Origin of the sequence: Sphingomonas sp. (assembly GCF_050725575.1) — a bacterium.
Lineage (GTDB): Bacteria > Pseudomonadota > Alphaproteobacteria > Sphingomonadales > Sphingomonadaceae > Sphingomonas.
Genome location: NZ_JBOHHW010000012.1, coordinates 1 through 22,777 on the forward strand (window position 1 = coordinate 1; position 22,777 = coordinate 22,777).

General features: G+C 65.3%; 21 protein-coding genes. 10 read left to right on the forward strand and 11 right to left on the reverse strand.

The window, feature by feature from the left end:
• Nucleotides 1-249: 249 nt before the first annotated feature.
• Complete coding sequence (locus ACRECS_RS10310) at nucleotides 250-1,014, reverse strand: enoyl-CoA hydratase-related protein (RefSeq protein WP_431582876.1); 765 nt, start codon at nucleotides 1,012-1,014, stop codon at nucleotides 250-252.
• A gap of 49 nt (nucleotides 1,015-1,063) precedes the next feature.
• Nucleotides 1,064-3,061, reverse strand: a complete 1,998-nt coding sequence (locus ACRECS_RS10315; RefSeq protein ID WP_431582877.1) for an FAD-dependent oxidoreductase — start codon at nucleotides 3,059-3,061, stop codon at nucleotides 1,064-1,066.
• Nucleotides 3,062-3,135: 74 nt separating this feature from the next.
• Between ACRECS_RS10315 and ACRECS_RS10320 the strand changes: the two genes are divergently transcribed.
• From ACRECS_RS10320 to leuD, 3 genes are read left to right on the forward strand one after another with little or no spacing between them, the layout of a single operon-like run.
• The gene (locus ACRECS_RS10320) at nucleotides 3,136-4,368 is read left to right on the forward strand and encodes a CaiB/BaiF CoA transferase family protein (RefSeq protein ID WP_431582878.1); all 1,233 of its coding nucleotides are present in this window, start codon (nucleotides 3,136-3,138) and stop codon (nucleotides 4,366-4,368) included.
• Nucleotides 4,368-5,789 (forward strand): 3-isopropylmalate dehydratase large subunit, encoded by a 1,422-nt coding sequence (gene leuC, locus ACRECS_RS10325; RefSeq protein WP_431582879.1) that lies wholly within the window; start codon nucleotides 4,368-4,370, stop codon nucleotides 5,787-5,789. Before ACRECS_RS10320 ends, leuC begins: the two co-directional genes overlap by 1 nt.
• Nucleotides 5,789-6,418 (forward strand): 3-isopropylmalate dehydratase small subunit, encoded by a 630-nt coding sequence (gene leuD / locus ACRECS_RS10330; RefSeq protein WP_431582880.1) that lies wholly within the window; start codon nucleotides 5,789-5,791, stop codon nucleotides 6,416-6,418. The genes leuC and leuD overlap by 1 nt, the downstream gene beginning before the upstream one ends.
• 4 nt (nucleotides 6,419-6,422) lie before the next feature.
• Here the strand turns inward: leuD and ACRECS_RS10335 are convergent, their stop codons facing one another.
• The 4 genes from ACRECS_RS10335 to ACRECS_RS10350 all read right to left on the reverse strand — a co-directional run bounded on the left by ACRECS_RS10335 (nucleotide 6,423) and on the right by ACRECS_RS10350 (nucleotide 11,889).
• Nucleotides 6,423-7,682: a cytochrome P450 gene (locus ACRECS_RS10335; RefSeq protein WP_431582881.1), complete on the reverse strand. Its 1,260-nt coding sequence runs from the start codon at nucleotides 7,680-7,682 to the stop codon at nucleotides 6,423-6,425.
• A gap of 23 nt (nucleotides 7,683-7,705) precedes the next feature.
• Nucleotides 7,706-9,931, reverse strand: coding sequence for a TonB-dependent receptor (locus ACRECS_RS10340; RefSeq protein ID WP_431582882.1), 2,226 nt, complete (start codon nucleotides 9,929-9,931; stop codon nucleotides 7,706-7,708).
• Between the two features lie 201 nt (nucleotides 9,932-10,132).
• Nucleotides 10,133-11,494, reverse strand: a complete 1,362-nt coding sequence (locus tag ACRECS_RS10345) for an MFS transporter (protein WP_431582883.1) — start codon at nucleotides 11,492-11,494, stop codon at nucleotides 10,133-10,135.
• Nucleotides 11,491-11,889 (reverse strand): limonene-1,2-epoxide hydrolase family protein, encoded by a 399-nt coding sequence (locus ACRECS_RS10350; protein ID WP_431582884.1) that lies wholly within the window; start codon nucleotides 11,887-11,889, stop codon nucleotides 11,491-11,493. Before ACRECS_RS10350 ends, ACRECS_RS10345 begins: the two co-directional genes overlap by 4 nt.
• Before the next feature lie 115 nt (nucleotides 11,890-12,004).
• Between ACRECS_RS10350 and ACRECS_RS10355 the strand changes: the two genes are divergently transcribed.
• Nucleotides 12,005-12,544, forward strand: a complete 540-nt coding sequence (locus ACRECS_RS10355; RefSeq protein ID WP_431582885.1) for a nuclear transport factor 2 family protein — start codon at nucleotides 12,005-12,007, stop codon at nucleotides 12,542-12,544.
• 176 nt (nucleotides 12,545-12,720) lie between these two features.
• Here ACRECS_RS10355 and ACRECS_RS10360 read toward each other — a convergent pair whose 3' ends face one another.
• Nucleotides 12,721-13,329 (reverse strand): carboxymuconolactone decarboxylase family protein, encoded by a 609-nt coding sequence (locus ACRECS_RS10360; RefSeq protein WP_431582886.1) that lies wholly within the window; start codon nucleotides 13,327-13,329, stop codon nucleotides 12,721-12,723.
• Nucleotides 13,330-13,532: 203 nt separating this feature from the next.
• Between ACRECS_RS10360 and ACRECS_RS10365 the strand changes: the two genes are divergently transcribed.
• Nucleotides 13,533-14,816: a cytochrome P450 gene (locus ACRECS_RS10365; protein ID WP_431582887.1), complete on the forward strand. Its 1,284-nt coding sequence runs from the start codon at nucleotides 13,533-13,535 to the stop codon at nucleotides 14,814-14,816.
• Between the two features lie 25 nt (nucleotides 14,817-14,841).
• The gene (locus ACRECS_RS10370) at nucleotides 14,842-15,600 is read left to right on the forward strand and encodes an SDR family NAD(P)-dependent oxidoreductase (protein ID WP_431582888.1); all 759 of its coding nucleotides are present in this window, start codon (nucleotides 14,842-14,844) and stop codon (nucleotides 15,598-15,600) included.
• On the opposite strand, the gene ACRECS_RS10375 is transcribed toward ACRECS_RS10370, so the two are convergent.
• Entirely contained in the window at nucleotides 15,597-15,875 is a 279-nt protein-coding gene (locus ACRECS_RS10375; protein ID WP_431582889.1) for a hypothetical protein, read from the reverse strand. The two genes, ACRECS_RS10370 and ACRECS_RS10375, sit on opposite strands and share 4 nt — an antisense overlap.
• A 108-nt stretch (nucleotides 15,876-15,983) precedes the next feature.
• On the reverse strand, nucleotides 15,984-16,433 hold the full coding sequence (locus ACRECS_RS10380; protein WP_431582890.1) for an SRPBCC family protein: 450 nt from the start codon (nucleotides 16,431-16,433) through the stop codon (nucleotides 15,984-15,986).
• 85 nt (nucleotides 16,434-16,518) lie between these two features.
• On the opposite strand from ACRECS_RS10380, the gene ACRECS_RS10385 reads away from it, so the two are divergent.
• From ACRECS_RS10385 to ACRECS_RS10400, 4 genes are read left to right on the forward strand one after another with little or no spacing between them, the layout of a single operon-like run.
• Nucleotides 16,519-17,442: an SDR family NAD(P)-dependent oxidoreductase gene (locus tag ACRECS_RS10385; RefSeq protein ID WP_431582891.1), complete on the forward strand. Its 924-nt coding sequence runs from the start codon at nucleotides 16,519-16,521 to the stop codon at nucleotides 17,440-17,442.
• Between the two features lie 13 nt (nucleotides 17,443-17,455).
• Nucleotides 17,456-18,277 (forward strand): SDR family oxidoreductase, encoded by an 822-nt coding sequence (locus tag ACRECS_RS10390; RefSeq protein ID WP_431582892.1) that lies wholly within the window; start codon nucleotides 17,456-17,458, stop codon nucleotides 18,275-18,277.
• On the forward strand, nucleotides 18,277-19,044 hold the full coding sequence (locus ACRECS_RS10395) for an enoyl-CoA hydratase-related protein (protein WP_431582893.1): 768 nt from the start codon (nucleotides 18,277-18,279) through the stop codon (nucleotides 19,042-19,044). The genes ACRECS_RS10390 and ACRECS_RS10395 overlap by 1 nt, the downstream gene beginning before the upstream one ends.
• On the forward strand, nucleotides 19,041-19,886 hold the full coding sequence (locus ACRECS_RS10400; RefSeq protein WP_431582894.1) for an alpha/beta fold hydrolase: 846 nt from the start codon (nucleotides 19,041-19,043) through the stop codon (nucleotides 19,884-19,886). Before ACRECS_RS10395 ends, ACRECS_RS10400 begins: the two co-directional genes overlap by 4 nt.
• A 404-nt stretch (nucleotides 19,887-20,290) precedes the next feature.
• On the opposite strand, the gene ACRECS_RS10405 is transcribed toward ACRECS_RS10400, so the two are convergent.
• Nucleotides 20,291-21,829, reverse strand: coding sequence for a class I adenylate-forming enzyme family protein (locus tag ACRECS_RS10405; RefSeq protein WP_431582895.1), 1,539 nt, complete (start codon nucleotides 21,827-21,829; stop codon nucleotides 20,291-20,293).
• Nucleotides 21,826-22,746, reverse strand: coding sequence for an acyl-CoA thioesterase (locus tag ACRECS_RS10410; RefSeq protein ID WP_431582896.1), 921 nt, complete (start codon nucleotides 22,744-22,746; stop codon nucleotides 21,826-21,828). Before ACRECS_RS10410 ends, ACRECS_RS10405 begins: the two co-directional genes overlap by 4 nt.
• Between the last annotated feature and the right edge of the window lie 31 nt (nucleotides 22,747-22,777).

The window sequence follows — 22,777 nt, forward strand, 5'->3', positions numbered from 1 at the left end:
CCCCTGTTAACAATAACAGGGGTGGGAAAGCGCATTAACAGGGGTGAGCGACCGCTGTTCATGCCGGAACAGCGGTCGCGCAGGACGCGTAAATTATCCAGTCATGTCAAAGAGCGGGGCGGCGCCGACAAGCGTTCCGTCCACCACGACACTGGCATGTCCAGCAGCAAGGTTGAATCGGCGCGAGCCGTCGTGCCGGCCCGCTTGGCAGTGTGCAGCGGTCCGATCTTCGCCGATCGAAAGGGCATTCTACCGCGCATAGCTTTCGCGCTTGCCCTCGATAAAGGCGGTCCGCCCGGCACTGGCTTCGCCCATGATGTTGAGTTCATAGGTATAGCTCATCTCGGCGCGGTAGAGCGTGAGCAGTTCATGCGCCTTGGTCGTGTTGTTCAGCGACAGCTTCAGCCGGCGCATCGCCTCCGGGCTCTTGGCGGCGATGGCGCGCGCGACGGCCATCGTCTCGACCGCCACCGCGTCATGCGCATCGACCAGCCGACAGATACTGCCCAGCGCATGAAGCTCCTGCGCCATGACCGGCTCGGCCGTCATCATCGCCGCGCGGACGCGCTTTTCAGGCATCAGTTTCAACGCCTGCACGCCGCCGGCGGTGGCGCCATTGTCGATCTCCGCCAGCACGAAGCGGGTGTCGCGCGAGGCGACGAGAATATCGGCTGCCCCGGCGATCAGCACGCCCGCGCCGATGCAATAACCATGCACGCCACACACAACCGGCACGACGCAGTGCAGTACCGCAAGGCTCAACCCGAGCGACCCCGCCGACTGGCCGAGAATTCCCTCGAAGCCGGCAAGACTCTCGACCTCCTTCACGTCGCCGCCACCGCAGAAGCCGCGCCCGTCGGCACGCAGCACCACGGCCCTGACCTCGGGCTCGCCGCGCACCGCATCGATCCGCGCCGCGAGATCGCGCAGCAGGCCAATGCTGAACGCGTTGACCGGCGGCCGGTCGACGACCAGCTCAAGGATACCGTCGGCATCGAGATTTTCGCGGAACATTGTCATTCTCCTCAAGCCGACCGACCCGGCCGATCCTCTCATAGTGGCATCAGGCGGCAACGCTCAGCCGCTGCGCCGCGCCCGGCGGGAGTGCCCGCGCGGCCAGATGGCCTTCGCGGATCGCGGTCTGCAAATTCCGGCCCGCCAGCATATCACCAACCGCAACCGCGTGGATGCCCCGCGCCTCAAGCTCGGCGATGAGATCCGGCTGGCCCGGGCGGACCGGCACCCAGATCACGCTATCGGCGGCAACCGTCTCGATCGTCGCACCGAAATTGGGTGCGATATCCGCCGCCCCTTTGCGCACCGCCGCCACTCGCGTTCCAACACGCAAGGTGAAGTCGCCGCGCCCATAAAGCCGTTCGAGCGCTGACTGAGTGCGCAGCGTGATATCGATGCCCGGCACGAACATTTTGTGCCGAGTCACGAAGGTCACTGCCAATCCCCGTTCGAGCAGATGCTCGGCGCAGGCAACGGCCTCGTAATGCCCTGTCTCGTCGACCACCAGGGCACTGCGCCCGCGATCCGCAACCCGGTCAGTGAACAGGTCGATCGAGGTGATGATGCCGGCATCCGGCGCGCAAACGATATCATCGGCAGGAAACTGGATCTGCTGCAGCGGCGGATCGAGTTCGGCGCCGATTGCCAGGATCACGCTGTCGACGGATTCTTCGGCGATGTCATCGGCATCCATATAGGTTGACAGGCGCACCTCCACGCCGAGCCGATAGACTTCCTGTTCGAGCCATCCGACGATGTCGCCGATCGTGCCCATACGCGGTGCCGATCGGTAAAGTGCAGTCAGGCCGCCCAGCGCCGGCATCGCCTCGGCCAGCACGACATGGTGTCCGGCAAGCGCGGCGATGCGCGCCGCTTCCATTCCCGCGGGGCCGCCCCCGACGACCAGGACTCTCGCCGGCGCGGGGCCGGGCCGGATCAGCCGCTCGGCCAGCATCACCTCATCACCGGCGGCGGTGTTCACCACACAGCCCAGGCGCCCGAAAGTCGCGACACGCCCGATGCATCCCTGGTTGCAGGCGATGCAGGGACGCACGCGTTCAGGCGTACCGGCGGCGGACTTCACCACGATATCGGGATCGGCGATATGCGCGCGGACCATCGAGATGATGTCGGCCTCGCCGGCGCGCAGCACCTGCTCGACTTCCTCGAGTGTCCTGAACCGGCCATTGAGCAGGCGCGGCAGCCTGATATCGGCAACCGGCGGCGCGGTGTGCGGAATCTGGAAGCCGGTCGGCACGTCCATCGCCCCGACCTGCCGGTGCAGCGCGTAATAGTCGCCATAGGACATGTTGACATAGTCGATCAGACGGTCGCGTTCGAGCCGATGCGCGACCTGCCCGACTTCGTCCATGCCGAGGATGCGCGGGTCAGCGCTGTCGCTCAGCCGAACACCGATCGCGAAACCGGGCGACACCGCGTCGCGCACCGCTGTCAGCACGCGCAACAGCAGCCGCATACGGTTTTCCAGCGGCCCGCCATAATCATCCTCACGCCGATTGAGTACCGGCGAGAGGAACTGCGCCAGCAGATAGCCATGCCCGGCATGAATCTCGACCCCGTCCAGCCCGCCTTGCTCGCAGCGCGCTGCGGCGGCGGCATAGGCCGTAACCAGTGCGTCGATCTGGCGGCGCGTCATTGGTTGTGGCGCAATCCCGGCAATCGGACTCGGCACCGCCGACGGCGCGAGCGGCGGCGACCCGTCCGGCTGCATATAGATATGGCCGCCATGCCAGAGCTGCTGGAACACGCGCATGCCGGTGGGCCTGATCGCATTCATCAAGTGCCGGTAACCATCGATGACCGAGTCATCGAGATTGGCGAGCGAGAGCAAGGACGATGGATGAACCCCCGCCGCCTCGAGGATGGTCAGCCCGACCCCGCCCTGCCCGCGCGCCAGATGATAGGCGATCAGCGCATCGGTGATCTGGCCGCCGCGTGCCATCATTGTCGCATGCGCGGTCCGCGCGATACGGTTCTTGATCTCGACGCCGCCCATTTTGATCGGGCTCAGTGCGCGTTCGTACATCATCGCCCTCCTGGCATTTACTTGTATATCTAACATCGTTAGCTAATCAAATCGGAATAAGCGGAGAGGGCAGAATGGCCGAGGATGCGGGCGAGACGCAGCAGGTGCTTGCCGGGTTGCGCGTGCTGGAAATCGGTCATTTCGTCGCGGCGCCGTTCGCCACCCGGATCCTTGCCGATCTCGGTGCCGATATCATCAAGGTCGAACCGCCGGAGGGCGATCCGGCACGGCAATGGGGCGAGCAGATCGACGGCAAGTCGCTGTGGTGGTCGATGCATGCCCGCGGCAAGCGCAGCATCACCGTCAATCTGAAGCATCCAAAGGCACGCGAGCTGATCCTCTCGCTGGTGCCGCACTGCGACGCAGTGATCGAGAATTTCCGCCCCGGACAGCTTGCCAAGCTCGGCCTTTCGCCCGAGACGCTCCGCACCGCGCGGCCCGACCTGATCGTCGCGCACATCTCGGGCTATGGGCAGACCGGACCGTATCGCGACCGCGCCGCCTTTGGCGTGATTGGCGAAGCGATCGGCGGCTTGCGGTATCTGACCGATCATCCGCCCGGCACCGTCGACCTGCCGCCGGTCCGGGTCGGTGTCAGCGTCGGCGATTCAGTCTCCGGCCTCTATGCCGCGCTCGGCGTGCTCGCAGCGCTGTGGCAACGCGACCGCGCCGCGGGCGATGGCCGTGGCCGGACGATCGACGTCGCGCTGACCGAAAGCATGCTCAGCCTGATGGAGGGGATGCTTCCCGAATATGGTGCGCTGGGCAAGGTCAAGCAGCCGGGCGGGGGCGGCATCGCCACCGCTGCGCCGACCAATGCCTATCCCAGTGCCGACGGCGCCTGGATCCTGATCGCCGCCAATTCCGAGCCGCTCTTTGCCCGGCTGATGACTCTGATCGGCCGGACCGACCTGATCGGCGCACCGGGCTATGACGGCAACCAGCAACGTGTGGCCAATTCGGCCACGCTCGATGCGCTGATTGGCGACTGGTCACGCCAACACAGCGCGACGGCGCTGGTGGCGCTGCTGGAGCAGGCCGACATCCCCAGCTCCAAAGTCTATACCGCCGCCGACATCGCCGCCGATCCGCAATATCGTGCGCGCGGCATGGTGCGTGAGGTCGCCGATCCCGGCTTCGACCGGCCAGTACTTCACGGCGGCGTGGTGCCGCACATGGTGGGCGATCCCGATGCGGTGCGCTGGGCCGGGCCGGCGATCGGCACGCATACCGGCGAGGTGCTGGGCGAACTTCTCGGACTGGACGACGCGGCAATCGCTGCGCTGCGCCGCGACGGCGTGATCTGATGCCGGCCGCAGCACCCCGGACACTCTATCGCAAAGTCTGGGACACGCATGCCGTCGCCCCGCTCGGCGGTGACGAATGGCTGCTCTATATCGACCGGCATTTGCTGTACGAAGTGACCAGCCCGCAGGCCTTCGATGGCCTGCGCGCCGCCGGGCGCAGGGTGCGCCGTCCCGACCTGACGTTCGCGGTTGCCGACCATAATGTCCCGACCGAAAATCGCGCCGGCGGGCTGGCCGCAATCCGCGATCCGGACAGCCGGCTTCAGGTGGAAACGCTCGAACGCAACGCGCGCGAGTTCGGGCTGAATTATGCCGCGCTCGACGGGCCGCGCCACGGCATTGTTCACGTCGTCGGTCCGGAACTCGGCCTGACCCTGCCCGGCGCGACGATCGTGTGCGGCGACAGCCATACGTCGACGCACGGCGCGTTCGGCGCGCTGGCCTTCGGCATCGGCACGTCGGAGGCCGAGCATGTGCTGGCAACCCAGACATTGGTGCAGAAGCCAGCGAAAACCATGCTGATTCGCATCGATGGATCGCTTGGCGCCGGTGTGACGCCGAAGGATGTCATCCTCGCGATCATCGGCCGCATCGGTACCGCCGGCGCGACCAGCCATGTCATCGAATATGCCGGCGCGGCCGTATCGGCGATGGACATGGCGGGACGCATGACGATCTGCAACATGTCGATCGAGGCCGGCGCGCGCGCCGGCATGATCGCGCCCGACGAGAAAGCCTTCGCCTGGCTGAAGGGCCGGCCTTGCGCGCCGCAGGGCGCGGCGTTCGACCGCGCGGTCGGACAATGGCGCGACCTCGCCTCCGATCCCGGTGCGGTTTACGATGCCGAGGTGATACTCGACGCGCGCGACATTGCGCCAATGGTCACCTGGGGCACCAGCCCGGAGGCGGTGACGAGCATTGCCGGTGCCGCGCCCGATCCCGCTGCCGAAAGCGATCCGGCACGGCGCGCCCAAATCATTCGCATGCTCGACTATATGGGACTGGCGCCGGGCCAGGCGCTGGCCGGTCTGCCGATCCAGGTCGCCTTTATCGGCAGTTGCACCAACAGCCGGATCGAGGATCTGCGCGCGGCCGCGATGGTCGCGCGCGGCCGCCATGTCGCGCCGCATGTCCGCGCGCTGGTCGTGCCCGGCTCCGCTGCGGTCAAACTGGCGGCCGAGCGCGAGGGACTCGACCGCATCTTCCGCGACGCCGGCTTCGACTGGCGCGACGCGGGCTGCTCAATGTGCCTTGGCCTTAATCCCGATCGGCTCGCGCCGGGCGAACGCTGCGCCTCCACCTCCAACCGCAATTTCGAGGGGCGTCAGGGTCCCGGCGGGCGCACGCATCTCGTCTCGCCGGCGATGGCGGCCGCCGCCGCGATCGCCGGGCATCTGACCGACGTTCGGGACATGGCGTGATGACGCCGTTCCGCCATCTCACCGCGATCGCCGCGCCGCTGCCGATCGCCAATATCGACACCGACATGATCCTGTCGGCCGCGTTCCTCAAGACGGTGTCGCGCGCCGGGCTCGGCAAGGGATTGTTCCATGCCTTGCGCGTTGATGTCGACGGGCGCGAGCGCGCGGATTTCATCCTCAACCGCACGCCATGGCGCGAGGCCGGAATCCTGATCACGCTCGATAATTTCGGCTGCGGCTCGAGCCGCGAGCATGCCCCCTGGGCGCTGCTCGATTTCGGCATACGCTGCATCATCGCGCCGGGCTTTGCCGACATCTTCCACGGCAATTGCTTCAAGAACGGCATCCTGCCGATCTGCCTGCCGCGCGATACGGTCGATCTGTTGATGGCCGAGGCGGCCGATCCCGACACCGCGACGATGACGGTCGATCTCGAAACGCAGACCATCGCGCGCCACGGCGGCGTGACGCGGTTCGAGATCGATGCGCCACGCCGTGCGCGCCTCCTCGGCGGGATCGACGACATCGCCCAGTCGCTCGCTTTCGAGACCGCGATCGCCGAGCATGAGGACCATGCCAGCGCCGCCGCGCCGTGGCTGGCCGATGCGCGGCTCGACCTGGGCCGCTGATCCGTTACGCGATCGGCCGGAGCCTGGGCATGGTCAGCACCGGCCAGGTGCCGACCGGTGACTGGCTCGGCGTACCAGGAGTGAAACGCATCGGCATGCGCGCATGGCCATTGACCAGCGGGATGCTCGTATAGCGCTCCGCGCGATCAAGATCGACCTGGAAGTCGGGCATCCGCTCAAGGATCTCGGTGAGGAAGATGCGCAGATCGGCGCGCGCGAGATTCTGCCCGAGACAGGCATGCGCGCCCCAACCAAAGGCGAGATGCGGCCGCTTGGGCCGGTCGAGATTGAAGCGCTCGGCATCGACGAACACCGCCTCGTCGCGATTGGCCGAATTGATCGCGAACATCACCCGGTCGCCCGGCGCAAAGCTGCTCCCTGCAATCTCGATCGGCGCCATCACGGTGCGTGCGACCCCGGTGCTGGGTGAATGGAGGCGGAAGATTTCCTCGACCGCCGCACCGATCCGCGCCGGCTCGGCGATCAGCCGGGCGCGGTCTTCTGGGTGCTCGGTCAAATGCCGCAGCATATGGCCGATCGCGGCGATCGTCGTGTCGGTGCCGCCGAACAACAGCATCATCGCCAGTTCGCAGACCATGGCGGCGCCAAGCGGCTCGCCCTGCACCTCTGCCGCCATCAGCGCGGCGAGCAGTCCGTCCTGATCATAATCGCCCTCGGCGACGCTACGGCGCAGATCCGCGGCAAGCCAGCGCAGTCCCTCGATCGACCCGCTCGACTTGGCCACCGCCTCATGCAGCACCCGGCCATAGTCGCGCCAGCGGTCAAGCGACAGGCCGAGCACATCGAGGATCAGCAGCGAGGGCATCGGCTTGGCAAGATCGTCGACCACATCGCACGCGCCGCGCTCGATCAGCGTGTCGATCAGCCAGCGCGAAATCTGCCCGATCCGCGCGCTTGCCGCCTCGACCGCGGGAATCGTGAACCAAGGTTGCAGGATCGCACGCAACTCGCCCGCGCGCGGCGCATCCATCTCGATCATGCCGATGCGCATGCCGTTGGGCGGAATCGCGACCCCGCCGCCGAGCCGCCCATTATCGAGCGCAAACCGGCCCGAGGAAAATGTCGCGGAGTCACGCAGCGCGGCGCGATTATCGGCATAGCGGGTCACGATCGCGAACCGGCCATGCGCGCCGGAATGAAGCACCGGACAGGACCCGCGTGCCTCGCGGTACAAGGCATGATGGTCGCGGGCGAAATCCGCGCCGTGATGATCGATCGCCCGTTCGTCCCGATCGTCACTCATCACGATTCATCCGCTCTGACATGCTAGAATTTATACCCCAGCCTGACGCCGTACAGCGCCGGTTCGTCGGCCGCGCGCCGATCGGCCTGCGCCGTGGCGGAGACGTTGCGGAAGCGGACCTCGTCAGTGATATTGCGGCCCCAGACAGTGACCGAGAAACGGTCGCCCGGCAGGTTCCAGGTCACGCTGGCATTGGCCACGACGTGCGACGGTTCGGCGATGCGGTTGTCGGTCGTCCAGTAGAATCTGGACGAATAATAGACGTTGAACGACGGCACGATCGACCCGCCATTGCTCATCTCCACCTTGTAGTCGGCGGCGAAGTTGATCGTCCAGTCGGGCGAGCGCACGTTGCGCTTGCCCGTCACATCGACGATCCTCGTCATGTTGCGGCCGTCTTTTACGATGTCCGACGGGACAAACACCTGGGCGTTCTTAAACTCCGTGAACTTGGCGTTGAGATAGGACACGCCGAGCTTCAGATTCAGTTCGCGCGACGGCGAATAAACGATGTCGAGATCCGCGCCGTTCGACCGCACCTTCGCCGCATTGCGCAGCTCGATCAAATTGGTATTCGGATTGAGCGCCTGCACCTGCAGGTCCTTGGTATTATAGTGAAACACCGACCCATTGATCGTCACGCCGGGCATCGGCGACAGCTTCGCGCCGATTTCATACGCGTCGACGCTTTCCGGGTTGATCGGCACTTTCGATAGCGCGTTCGCGTTGAACGCGCCGCTTTTGAAGCCCCGCGAGAAGCTCGCATAGACCATCGTGTCATGGTCAGGATGATAGGCCAGCACGGCACGCGGGGTGAACGCATTCCAGGTGTGGCTCTCGTCGGTCAGGACCGGGATACCGTTGGACTGGCCGCTGATCGTCTTGGTCTCATTGCTGTAGCGCAGGCCGCCGGTGATCTCGAATTTGCCGAGCTTCAGTGTCGCGTCGGCGAAACCGGCAAAGGCCTCGGTGATCTGCTGAACCTCGATCGTGGTACTGCCCGCACCCGAATAGATGCGCAACGGATCGAGCTTGCCGTTCTGGCGCAGATAGAAGCCGCCCACGACCCAGCTGAACGCGCCGCTGCCGTTCGAGCTGAGCAGGAGCTCCTGAGTGAGATTATTGCCGACATCGCGGTTGTTGATCGCCGACAGTCGCGCCGGCGTGGTATCCGAATCATAGAAGACCGATTTCGACAGATAGTGGCGGAACGCCGTGGTCGAGACGAGCGAGACCGATCCGAGATCCCAGTCGATCTTGCCGGACAGGCCCCACTGGCCGGTGAGGTAACGGATATTCTCATTGCCGATGTAATCGTACGGCGCATAGGGGCGCAGCCCGCCCGGAACATAACCCTGATAGCCGTTGATCGGCTGCAGGATGATCGGGCTGGCGTCGTCGCCATGCGATCCGTCCGCGCTCAGCGTAATCTTCAGCGTCGAGCTCGGCTCGATCAGGATTGCGCCGCGCAGCGTGTAGCGCTCCGAATCGCCGATCCGCGCGCCGGCGCCATTGGCCGGATTGAGATTGTGAAACCAGCCATCATGGCGGTCGTAATTGCCCGCCAGCGAGATCGCGATCCCCTCGGCAAGACCGCCGGTCAGGAAACCGTTAAGCTTCACCGAGTTGAAATTGCCGAACCCCGCGGTGAACGAGCCCGCCGCTTCCTGCTGCGGCTGGCGGGTGGTGATGATGATCGCGCCGGTATTGGCATTGCGGCCGAACAATGTGCCCTGCGGCCCCTTCAGCACCTGGATCGAGTCGACATTGGCGAGTTCGTAGAGTTGGCCGTTGACCGTCGGCATATAAACGCCGTCGATATAGGTCGCGGCCGAGCCCGGCTCGCCGAGATTGGTCACGGTCGATCCGACGCCGCGAATGAATGGCTGCACATAGCCGCCGCTTTCGGTGATCGTCATGCCGGTCACTGACTGGGCGATGTCGTGCGTCGAGGTGATGCCGCGCCCGGTCAGTTCGCTTGAGGTCAGCGCGGTGATCGAGATCGGCACGTCCTGCAGGCGCTGGTCGCGGCGCTGCGCGGTGACGATGATGTCATTGGCCCCTTCCTGTGCCGCGGCATCCGGTGCGGCATCCTGGGCCGGCTCGGCGGCCGGCGCCGCAACAGGCACGGCAGCCGACGCGGCGGGGGCCGGCTCCACAGTTTGCGCCGTGGCGGGCAGCGAGACCAGCGCCCCGGCGAGTATCGCCAGCGATGCGCCGCCTATTCCGGATTTACGGTCATTCCTCATCGGACACCCTCCCATGCTGATTATGCCGCACCTCCGGTGATCCCGGCGGCGCGCTTGTCGGCTCCTCGTCCGGGCGCCTGAGCACAAATCTAATGGTGATTTGTTTTGTGTCAATATCAAACCAATATGGTGCCAATTAATGGCTTGAAATCTTGCTACGTCACTGTTTGTTTTGATTTTCTTCGGATCGCGCCACGCCGGTCAGGCTGCCGCCGCCCGCATCCGCGCGTCATAACGCCTCCGCGCAAGCCAGGCGGTCGGGACGATGATCAGCACCATTGCGACCTCGACAATCACCACGGCCTCGGCCAGGCCCTTGCTTCCGGTCAGGTGATCGCTGATTGCCCCCACCGCCGTCGGGCCGAGACCAAGCCCGGCCAGGGTATAGATCATCATGTTGAACGACGCCGCGACGCCGCGATAGCGATCGGGCGTGAGCAACTGCATGCCGACATAAAGCGACGGCAGGACAAAGGTGGATTCGAAGATGAACAGGCAGAAGAATGCCGCCGCGACCGGCAGGCTTGGCGCATAGCCGACGCCGATCGCGGTGAGCAGCGCGACGATCGCGCCGCCGGCCATGATGATCAGCGGCGCACCGGCCACACCTTTCCCGCGCAGCCGATCAAGCAGATAGCCGCCACTGATCGTGCCGAGCGGCCCGGCGATCACGCCGATCAGGCCGATCAGCTTGCCGGCATCCGCCGCGCTCATTGCATGGACGCGCACGAACAGGCTGGAGGACCAGCTGGTCATGGCATAGCCGGTCACCGCGGTCATCGCGCCGATCAGCAGGAACGGGGCATAACTGCGCAAATTGGCCCAGAGATAGCCGAACCCCTCACGCATCGCGCCAAGCTGCGCCGCCATGCCTTTTTCGACCGCCGAGCCAGGCCTGCGCGGCGGCTCGCGCAGCCACAGCAGCATGATCAGCACCGGGACGGCGGCCGCTCCGGCGATCAGGAAGATGCCCTGCCATGGTTCGAGCCGGCCGATGCCGGGCAGCGCGAGACCGCCGCTCGCCTGCAGGCCGGCGAGGATCGCGCCGCCGCCGAGGAATGCGAAGCCATAGCCGAAATTGGCGCCGAGCCCGAAGATCGACGTGCCGCGCGCGAGATTGGCCGGCGCGAAATAGGTCGCCAGCAGCGACATGCCCGCCGGGATCAGGCACGCCTCGCCCATGCCGACCAGGATGCGGGTGGCGAACAGGGTTTCGAACGAGGTGGTGAACGCTGCGGCTATCGTCGCCAGGCTCCACAGCGACAGGCCGGCCATGATCAGATTGCGTCGGTTGGTTGCGTCGGCGACGCAGCCGAGCGGCACCGCAAACCCGCAATAAAGGATTGCGAAGCCTGTCCCCTGCAACAGGCCGAGTTGCGTATCCGACAACTGCATCGCCGCGCGGATCGGTTCGGTCACCAGCACCATCACGAAGCGGTCGATCACCGCAATGGTATGGGCAAGGCCCAGCACCGCCGCGACATACCATTTGTAGGCGCCGGTCTCGTGATCGGCGATGCTGCGCAGCCGATCCGCGCTCGCACTGGCGATCGGCGCGTTCATGCCTGCACCGGCTTGGTTTGAGGATTGGACTGCGGTTTGGAAGATTGCGGCTTGAGCGCCCCCATGTCGAAATAGTCGCGCCACTGCGCGATCCGCCCGTCCGCCACTTCGAACGCGCCCATCACCGGCACGGTGATGCGGTCCATACCGCGCACGAAATGGTCGACCCGTTCGGTCAGCACGACCGCCCCCCGCGTCGCGATATGGCTGACGATCCATTCGCACGCATCGACCGGCCAGCCGGCCAGATGCGCGCGCACCGCCTCGCGCCCGACCACCGGCCGCATCGGCATGTTGTGATAGACGATATCGTCCGCCATCAGGCCATAGATGCGCTCTTCGTCGAGCGTGTTCCATGCCGCGACAAAGGCGAGCACGGTCTGTTCGGCGTCCATATCACTCTCCTGAAATGGCCGCGGACGCGCTCGACGCGCTTGTTTCTCTAACGGCGATAGGTAATTAGGGATGAACCTTTCGCGGGGTCAAGCGCGAAAGAAACAGGAGAGAGAAATGGCTCAGCCATCCGCCGAAGCACTCCAGGACCTGCTCGACAAACAGGCCATCACCGAGGTGCTGCTTGGTTATTGCCGCGCGATCGATCGCCGCGACGCGGAGCTGATGCGCCGGGTATACTGGCCCGACGCGATCGACGACCATGCGGTGTTCAAGGGCAATGTCGAGCAATTCATCGCCTATAGCTTTCCCTTCATGGAAGGGGTGATCTCCGCGCACAGCATCACCAATATCTGGGTCGACCTGACCGGCCCGGACAGCGCTTTTTCCGAATGCTATTTCTCCGGCTTCCATGATTTCCCGGCCGAAGGCGGCGGACGGCTCGAGCGGGTGGTCGGCGGGCGCTATCTGGACCGGCACGAACGCCGCGGCGACGAATGGCGGATCATCGCGCGCACCCTGGCGATCGACTGGTACAATGAACGCACGGGCAATTCGGTATGGGACAGCGGGCGTTACGCCGATCTCGACAATCGCGGCGCGCCCAAGCCGGATGATCCGCTGTATCGGCTTCATCCCAGGGGCGTGGATCTGTAGCCGGATCGACGCCCAGGGTAGGCGAACGATCGCAAAACCAATTCCGTCACCCCGGACTTGTTCCGGGTCCATGGTGCCGCAAAAATGGCATAAGCGGCTCAAGCGGCTCGGTGGACGCCGGAACAAGTCCGGGGTGACGGCTGGTTTATCCCTCACAACACCAATGCGCCCTCACCTCACACCCCTACCCCATGCGTCCGGCTGGGCGACAAGACCCGCTCCGGGCTGTCGATCGAACATTCGCGGGTGACCATGTCATAGGCGAAGATCATCTTCGTCCAGCCGCTCACGATCGTGGCGAAGAAGCCCATTTCCAGGATCTGCGCATCGTCGAAGAAACGTGACAGTTGCGCATGCAATTCAGCCGTCAGCACGGCATCGCCATTGCGGATCGCGAACATCTCGCCAAGCGCCAGCACGGCCTGCTCCTGCGCATCGAACAAGGGGCTGTCGGCATCGCCCATCGCATCGATCTGCGCCTGGCTGTACCCCGCCGCCAGCGCCGCGGGTACATTATGCGCGTTGCACACGAAACAGCCATTGGTCAGCGACAGTTTGAGCCGGATCAGCTCCTTCCACTTCGTATCGACCACCATCTCGCCGGTGCCGTTATGGAAGATCGCGCCGTAGAAATTGGCCTGATACCAGCGATAGAGCGCGGGATGATTCCCGAAGATTTCAAGCCGGTCGCCATCGCCCGCCACCGCGATGCTCGACTCGCGCAGCCGGCGGAGATCCTCGGGCAATTGATCGACCGGCACGCGACTCAGCAGCGAATTAGGCATCCTGTCCTCCTCGATTTTGCGCGAGGCTAAGTCCGGCATGGCCATTATTCAAGCAATGTTCGATTATATGGTGAGCCAAAGCTCGCATCAGCGCCGAACCGCAAATCAGCATTTGCCAAATCCGTGCCGAATCGTTTATCTATCGGTGTAAGCCTAAGCCCGATGGGCGCGGCAAACGGCGGGAACCACCGCGGGAGAGAGCGATGAGCAGTGGACAGAACGCCGCCCTGACCAAATCCGAAGGAATTGGGCCCGACGGGATCGAACCCGACGGAATTGAAGATGTCAGCTTCGCCGACCCCGCCTTCCTCGCCGATCCCTGGACGCCGCTGATCCGGCTGCAGGAAGAGGCGCCGGTCTACTACAGCAAGAATCAGGGCGGCTGGATCATCTCGCGCTACGAGGATGTCCGCGCCGCCTTTGCCGATCGCCGGCTGTCCGCCGCGCGGGTCGACCAGCTGTTCCGCGGCATGCCGACCGAATTGCAGGAGCGGCTCGCGGCGGTCCGGCTCTATACCGGGCTGATCGTCAACCGCCTCGACGGGCGCGACCATATGCGCATCCGCGTGCTGATGCTGAAGGCGTTCGATCGCGGCGCGATTCGCAAGGTCGAAAGCTTCATCGCCGAAGTGGTCGATGAGGTGCTCGACGACTGCGCCAGGCTCGGTACGTTCGATTTCATGAAAACCGTCAGCGCGGCGCTGCCAACGCGCGTGATGCAGCGCCTGTTCGGCCTGCCCGACGAATATCAGCCTTTGCTGTTCAAGCTCGCATCGGATTTCACCGCGGCGAGCTCCGCCGCGACGGTGACGCCCGAATTGCTGCTTCAACTCGACCAGTCGATCCGCACCATGAATGAGGTGTTCAACACCTTCATCCCGGAACGCGAAAAGAATCCTGGCGACGATCTCATTTCGCTGATGGTCCATGCACGCGACGGATTGAGCAAGCTGAGCAATGACGAGATGCTGGCCCAGCTCCACGGCATGGTCGTCGCGGGCGCGGAAACCACCGCCCACACGCTTGCCACTCAATTGGTCAAGATCGTCGAAAATCCCGCCTTGGCGCAGCGCCTGCGCGACGATCCGGCCTGCGCCTTCAACTTGACCACTGAGTTGCTGCGCTATCCCGGTACGGTCAAATGCATGACCCGCTTCGCCGGCGAGGATCTGGAAATACGCGGGACAAAGATCGCCAAGGGCGACCTGTTGTGGATCATGCATGCCGGCGCGAATATCGACGCGCGCGTGTTCGACGACCCGTTCGAGACCGATATCGACCGCGCCAATCTGCGTGACTCGATGGCGTTCGGTCCCGGGCTGCATTTCTGCGTCGGCCATATGCTCGCACGCACCGAGCTGACCGAATTCTTCACCCGCGCTTTTCAGCGTTTCGACGTGGAGATTCTGCAGCAGGAGTTCGAGATGGTGCCGAGCTACATCTTCTACGGCTATCGCGAACTGCGCGTCCGCTTCACCCCGCGGTGACGCGGCCGATACCGCGCCCGACCCGATGACTCGTCTCGCATCCCGCATTGCGGTGGTTACCGGCGGCGCGCGCGGCATTGGCCGCGCGATCGTCGACCGTTTCGTTGCGGAAGGCGCGCTGGTGCTGGTCGGCGATCTCGACCCGGACGGCAGGGAGATCGAGGCCGAGCATCCCGGTCGAGTGCTTTACCAATGGCTCGACGTGACCTCCGACACCGACTGGCGCGCCGCGCTGACCGCGGTGGAAAAGGTCTTCGGCCGGCCCGACATCATGGTCAACAATGCCGGCACCAGCCGTACCGGCACGGTCGCCGATACCAGTGACGTGGACTGGCGCTTCGTGATGAACGTCAATGCGTTCGGTACTTTTCTCGGCTGCCGCCACGCGGTCCGGCTGATGGCGAACACAGGCGGCGCGATCGTCAACATCGCCTCCGCACGCGGCCAGCGGCCGGGGTCGACGCAATGCGCCTATTCCGCATCCAAGGCGGCGGTGCTCAACCTGACTGAAAGCACCGCACTGCATTGCGGCGAGAATGGCCTGCCGATCCGCTGCAACGCGATTTGCCCCGGCGTGGTCGAAACCCCGCTGATGCGTCGCCATCTCGAAGGGCTGAACGATGCCGCCGCGCTCGCCACGGTGACCGGCAAGCAAGTGATCAGCCGGCTCGGTACCCCGCGCGAGATCGCCGATGCCGCCGTGTTCCTTGCCTCGAACGAAGCGAGCTTCATCACCGGCGCGACGCTGAGCGTCGACGGCGGTTTTCGCATCCGTGATCTTTAAGACGGGCGATGATGCACGCGGATTTGATACCGTTTCAGTGCACAACCCAACCAGTAGCTCACAAACATAAGCGCCAAACGGGTCGTAAACACCAATACGAAGATGAACGCATCATAAAGCCCCGTCATCCTCAGCATCAGCGGGAAGCTTAACAACACGGCGATTCCAACGAGCAGCGCAATATTCCGCTTCTGCCAGACGCCGGATTTCCAGCCAGCTACACCCGCAAAAAGGTCGGGAAGCAAAACCAGGAACGCACCGATTGCCAGTGACATTGGAAACCTCGCTTACCGCTTCCTATGCGCATCGTAACGATCGCTGCCGTATTTGCAAAACGGGGAATCGTCTCAAAAATAATATGGCTCTTGATTGCGCTGCTGCCGTCAGCCGGCATCGAGCAGCCGCCGCAACCCCTCGATCGACGCTGCATAGAATTGCTCGATCCGCGCGCCGAGTGCCTCTGGCGGCACGCGGAACGCGGTCGCGTCCGATCGCCACACGATCCGGGTGGTTGCGGGCCCGATCGCGCGCAATATCATGACGCCGTGAACATCGTCCGCCGGTAGCGAATGCGGCGCCAGGATCTGGTAGCGGATCATATGGCCCGCCGGATCAATCGCCTCGAGCCGCTCGCGCACCTCAGACCCGTTGCGCACAACGGTGCGGATCGCGCCCTGCCCTTCGCCCTCGACACTGCACCCGCTGATACCGTCCGCCCAATGTTGCAGTCCGCCGAACGCGCCGATCCGCGCCCAGACAGCGTCGATCGGATGATCGAGTTCAGCGCTCACACTGGCGTAGATAGTTGGGGGGGTGATCGCGGGACTTGTCATGCGCTGTTTCTCCTGCAACAACAAACCTAACGACGTTCTATTAATTGCGTCAAGCGGGAGGATGATGGTGCAACAGGCGCTGCGCATGGATGGCAAGCTTGTCCTCGTCACCGGGGCAGGCCGTGGCCTCGGCGCGGCCTATGCCCAGTACCTCGCGCGACTCGGCGCGTTTGTTTTGGTCAATGATCTCGGCGTCGGTACTGAGGGCTCCGGCCGTTCGGATCTTCCCGCCCGCGAGATGGCCGATGCGATCGTCGCGGCCGGGGGCAAGGCAAGCGCGGACATGTCCGACGTCGCGTCACCCGAACAGGCCGAGGCACTGGTCGCCCGGCTGATCGCCGATCATGGCCGGATCGACGCGGTGATCAACAATGCCGGCAATTTCCTCCCCGCAAAGGATTTTGCCGAAACGACGCTGGACGAGTTCGCGCTGGTCTGGCGCAGCCATCTCGGCAGCAGCTATAATCTGTGCCGCGCGGTACTGCCGCATATGCGCGCGGCCGGGGCCGGGCGGATCGTCAACACCGGCTCGACCCAGGGACTTTACGGTGGCCCGCAAAGCACTGCCTATGCCTCGGCCAAGGGCGCGATCCAGGGACTGACCCTGTCGCTCGCAGCGGCGGTGCGCGGCACCGGCGTCGCGGTCAATTGCATCAGCCCTGGCGCATTCACGCGCATGATCGACGGTACCGATCGGCCGCCCGACTTCACCGCCGCCTTGCGCCGCAATCTCGCGCCCGATCTGGTCGCACCGCTCGCCGCCTGGTTGTGCCATCCCGACTGCCCGGAGAACGGCGCGATCCTGCAAGGCATGGCGGGCTGGTTCAGCCGCTCGCTGATCGGCGACCTGGACGGATTCTGGGATTTCACACCGACCATCGACTCGGTGGCGCGGGGCTTCGCGTCGCTTGCCGATGATGGCCCGATCACCCGCGCCGCCAGTTCATCGGCGCATGCCGGCGCCATCGTCAACCGGGCCGATGCCCATCGCGCCCGCACCGCCGCCTGAAAGGACACAGATCATGGAAACATTCACGCCGCAGTTGTTGAAGGGAAAGATCGCGTTCATCGCCGGCGGATCGAGCGGCATCAACCTGGGCATCGCGCACGGACTGGCCGCAGCCGGCGCGCGCATCTCGATCATCAGCCGCCGGATCGAAAAGGTCGATGCGGCGGTTGCCGAACTGCGCGCCGCCGGCGGCGAGGCGATGGGGCTGGCGGTCGATGTGCGCGACTATCCCGGGGTCGAGGCGGCGCTCCGCGCCACGCATGAGGCATGGGGACCGATCGACGTGATCGTGTCCGGCGCGGCGGGCAATTTCCTTGCCCCCGCGATCGGCATGTCGGCCAATGCCTTCAAGACAGTGATCGATATCGACCTGCTCGGCACCTTCAACGTGCTGCGCGCCAGCTATGAATTCCTCCGCAGGCCCGGCGCTTCGGTGATCTCGATCACGGCCGGGCAGGCGGTGAACCCGTCCCTGTTCCAGTCGCACGCTTGCGCCGCCAAGGCGGGGATCAACATGCTGACCAAATGCCTCGCGCTGGAATGGGGCCCGGCCGGCGTGCGCGTCAACGCGATCGCGCCGGGGCCGATCAAGGATACCGAAGGCATGGCGCGGCTCACCCCAACGCCGGAATCCGAGGCAGCACTGAAAAGCGTCATCCCGCTCGGCGATTATGGCGAGAAGCGCGACATCGCCGATCTGGCGCTGTTCCTGTGCACTGACAGCGCCAAATATATCACCGGCGCGATCCTCGATTGCGATGGCGGATCGTCACTGTCGCGCATCGGCCCGGCACGCGCGCCAGAGGCGCCGGCTGCGGCGACCGGAAGCCGGTGATGCGGCACGATCCCCATATCGCGGTGGCGATCGATCAGGGCGTGATGTCGATCACGCTCGACCGCGCGGCCAAGAAGAACGCGATCACCGACGCGATGTACGGCGCGATCGCCGACGCGCTCGATCATGCCGCGACCGACCCTGCGATCCGCGCCGTGCTGCTGCGTGGCGCGGGCGCCGATTTCTGCGCCGGCAACGACATCTCGATGTTCGCCGCGTCGGCCAATGGGACCGAGGACATCGCGACATCGAATGTCGGGCCGTTCCTGCGCGCGCTCAGCACTTTCCCCAAGGCGCTGGTCGCCGCCGTTACCGGCCGCGCGATCGGCATCGGCGTGACCATGTTGCTGCACTGCGACCTGGTTTATGTCGCGGAGGATGCCGAGCTGGCCACGCCGTTCATCGATCTCGGCCTGGTGCCGGAGGCCGCGTCGGCATTGCTCGTCCCCGCACGCATCGGTCATGTCCGCGCCTTCGCCCTGTTCGTTCTGGGCGAGCGGCTGAGCGGCCGGCGCGCCGCCGAACTCGGCATCGCCAATGCCGCGCTGCCGGCGGACCAGGTCGCCGACGCAGCGCTCGCTGCGGCACGGGCGGTCGCCCTCAAGCCGGCATCGGCGATCGCCGCGACCAAGTGGCTGATGCGCGATGCGGGCGCGATCGAGGCGGCGCTGAGCGCCGATCGCGATGCCTTTATCCGCCAGCTCGCAACACCGGAGGCGGCGGCCGCGTTCGCTGCCTTTGCTGCGCGCAAGGCACCGCCCGCTTGAGCGACAGCCACCCGCTGTCCGTCACGACCGAGGGAGGCATCCGCCTGATCGGCGAGTGTGACGGTCCCGGCACTGCGCCGCTGGTGCTGCTGCTGCACGGCGGCGGGCAGACACGCCATGCCTGGTCGGGCACCGCCGCGCGGCTGACCGGCGCGGGGTTCGCGGTGGCGCGGTACGACGCACGCGGCCATGGCGACAGCGACTGGTCGCCGTCCGGGGATTATTCGCTGCCCGCACATGCGCGCGACCTGGTCGCCATACAGCGGACGATCGGCCGGCCGGCGGCGCTGGTCGGTGCGTCGATGGGCGGGGTCAGTGCGCTGCTCGCCACTCAGGATGCGACCGAGCTGATCACGGCGCTGGTGCTGGTCGATATCGTGCCGCGCTTCGCCAAGGGCGGAGTCGAGCGCGTGCGCGCCTTCATGCAGGCGCATCCCGATGGCTTCGCCACGACCGAAGAGGCCGCCGCCGCGGTCCAGGCCTATAATCCCAATCGCACGCCATCGAAGAACCCCGACGGGCTGATGCGCTCGCTCCGCACCGGACCGGACGGACGGCTACGCTGGCATTGGGATCCCGCCGTGATCGGCGATCCGCCCGGCCCGGAGCTCGAGGCGCTGCTGAGCGAACGGCTCGCCGCACTGCCGCCATCGCTGCCGCTGCTGCTGGTCTCGGGCGTCAACAGCGACGTGGTCGACGCCGCCGCCGCCGCCGAGTTCCGGCGCCAGGCGCCGCAGGCCGAAATCGTCGCGATCGAGCGCGCCGGACATATGGTGGCAGGCGACCGCAACGACGCCTTTGGCGATGCGATCGACGATTTCCTGCGGCGTACCCTCCGCTAAGCCGGATCACCCGTTACCCGGGCCGTCCCGATGTCCCTTCAAACAACCTGCTTCCCCTCGGTTCGCAGCACCGATTCACATCGCTCGCGGATGACATCATGCTGCTCTCATCCACAGGCGCGTCGCGCATGAACGCCTGTTCGCCAGGCAATTGCATCGCACGGACCAAAAGCGAGAAGATTATGACCTCTGCCCCGGCGATTTCCGACCTTCCCGATATTCCCGCAGCACACCCGAAAAACTCCCGTGTGGATCCATCAAAATTCCCGCAGAAATTCCCGCAGATTCCCGCAGAACGCGCAAAAAGGCATTTTCCCGCAGCAACTCCCGCAGCTGCGGGAATTTGGGGGCATATCCACCATCTCAGTGCATCGCCGCAGCCGTCCGTTCCTGGGCGATTCAATCTAAACCGCCGGGGCCCCGCCAAAGGTCTTTTTCAGCGTCGACCGGTCGATCTTGAGCGTCGCATTGCGGGGCATCTCGTCGATCGTCGCGATATATTTGGGATGCTTGAACCGCGCGAGCCGGTCGGCCGCATGGGCAAGCAGACCGTCGAGCGTCACCGTCGCGCCGGGCAGCGGCTCGACGATCGCCATGCCGACCTCACCCCAGCGCTCATCCGCCACCGCGATCACCGCCACCTCACGCACCCCCGGTGCCTGCGCCAGGATCAGCTCGACTTCGGCCGGATAGATATTCTCGCCGCCCGAGCGGTACACTTCGCGCAGCCGGTCGACGATGTAGAGCCGCCCGGCTTCGTCCTGCCGCCCGCAATCGCCGGTGCGGAACCAGTCGCCGGTGAAATAGTCTTCGCGCGGGCGGTTCCAATATCCCGGCGTGATCGCCGGGCCGCGCGTCCAGATCTCGCCGATCTGCCCTCGCGCCACGTCATGGCCCTCGGCATCGACCAGCCGCAGATCGGTGCCCGGCACGATATGCCCGGAGCAGTTTTTCAGTGCCAGCTCGCGTCCTTCCTCAAGCACCGAGACATTCGGTCCCTGCTCGGTCGAGCCATAAGCGAGTTGCAGGAAGAACCCGCGATCCTGCCATTTCTGGTGCACCCAGACGGTCTTTGGCCCCCACCCGCCGAACAAGGCGGTGCGCAGCGCGGGAAAGGTCGCGGCGTCGAAATCGGGCTGCGCGGTGATCAGCTCGTACATCTGCAACACGCCGCACAGATGCGTGATGCCAATCGCGGGATCGGTCAGCAGCTTCAGCGTTACCGCCGGATCGAAGCGCCGCGTGGTCGTCACATGGCCGCCCCAATACAGCATCGGGTTCGACATGGTGTTGAGCGCCCCGGCATGGAACAGCGGCACGATGTTGAGATGATGGCCCCCGCGCTCCGCCAGGCGAGAGACCTGCGCGGCATTGAGTGCGTGGTGCTTGAGCGTGCCGTGGCTGCACAGTGCGCCCTTGGGCAGGCCGGTGGTGCCGGAGGTATAGAGGATGTGCGTGATCTCATCCTCGTCATGCACGCCGCCCGGCATCGCCTCGCCGGCCTCCGCGATCAGCGCATCATAGGGGCTGTCGCTCAGATCGTCGTTCCACAGCACGCGCTGTTCGATGCCGACCGCATCGGCCACCGCATCGCCGGCGTCGCGCCAGACCATATCGTAGAAGATGATCCGCGGCGCCGCGTCCTGCGCAAGCGTCACCATCTCGCCGATCGCGAGCCGCCAGCTCAGCGGCACCAGGATCAGCCCGGCGCGCATACAGGCGAATTGCAATTCGAAGATGCGGGTATCGTTCTCGGCGATCATCGCCACGCGCTCGCCCGGCTGCAGGCCGAACCGGGTGCGCAGCAAATGCGCGAGCCGGCCGACGCGTTTCTCGAGCTCGCCCCAGCTGATCGTCAGTCCGCGCTCAACGCTGGTCAGCGCGGGCGCATCGGGATGGCGGGCCGAATGATAGGCAATCCAGTCACGAACCCAGGGCTTCATCCCCGCTCTCCCGCTACCTGCTTGATGAAGATTTCCTGCGCGACCGACGCGACCAGATTGCCCGCCGGGTCGAAGAAGCGGCCGGTGGTGAACCCGCGCCCGTCCGCCGCGCGCGACGATTCCTGCACATGCAGCAGCCAGCCGTCGAGCCGCACCGGCATGTGCAGCCAGAAGGCGTGGTCGAGCGATGCGCCGAACATGCCGCGTGCCGCGATCAGGTCCTCCCACACGATCGGGTGCTGTACCGTCACCGCATCGGCCATGGTCAGGTCGCTGGCAAAGAGCAGCAGGCCGGCGTGGAGCAGCGGATCGTCGGGCAGCGCTTCGTCGACGCGCATCCAGACGCGGTGGCGGCCATCGCCGATCTCCTTGTCCCATGGGCGGTGATCGACATGGCGCAAATCGATCGGCCAGGGCACGCCGGCATTTTTCGGCAGGTCGTCGCCGTGCAGCATGATCAGCTCGACATCGCGCGGCCGCACCGTTTCGGGCGCGGGCGCCTCAGGCATCGGCCATTGATGCGCGATTCCCTGCGATGGGGCGGCGAACGAGAAGGTCGCGGTGATGATCGCCTGGCCATTCTGCTCGGCGCGCACCTGCCGGATCGAAAAGCCGCGCGTGTCGCGCAACCGGTCGACGATATAGGTGATCGGGATCGCCGGATCGCCGAGCCGCAGGAAATAGCAATGCGCGGAATTGACCTGGCGATCCCCGTCAACCGTGCGCGCCGCGGCGAGCAGCGCTTCGGCCAGGCTCTGCCCGCCATAAACGCGGTCGAACGCACCGGGCGACGGTGCGACGACGAAGCGATCCTCGCCTGCCGGCACGATCGTGCCAAACCGCGCAATCAGCCGGCGGAGCATGGCGATCCGCTCGCGCCGCGCGGTTTCGCCGATCTTTTTGATGGTGTCGATCACCGCTCTCCTATAGTCGGTGAGATACCATACG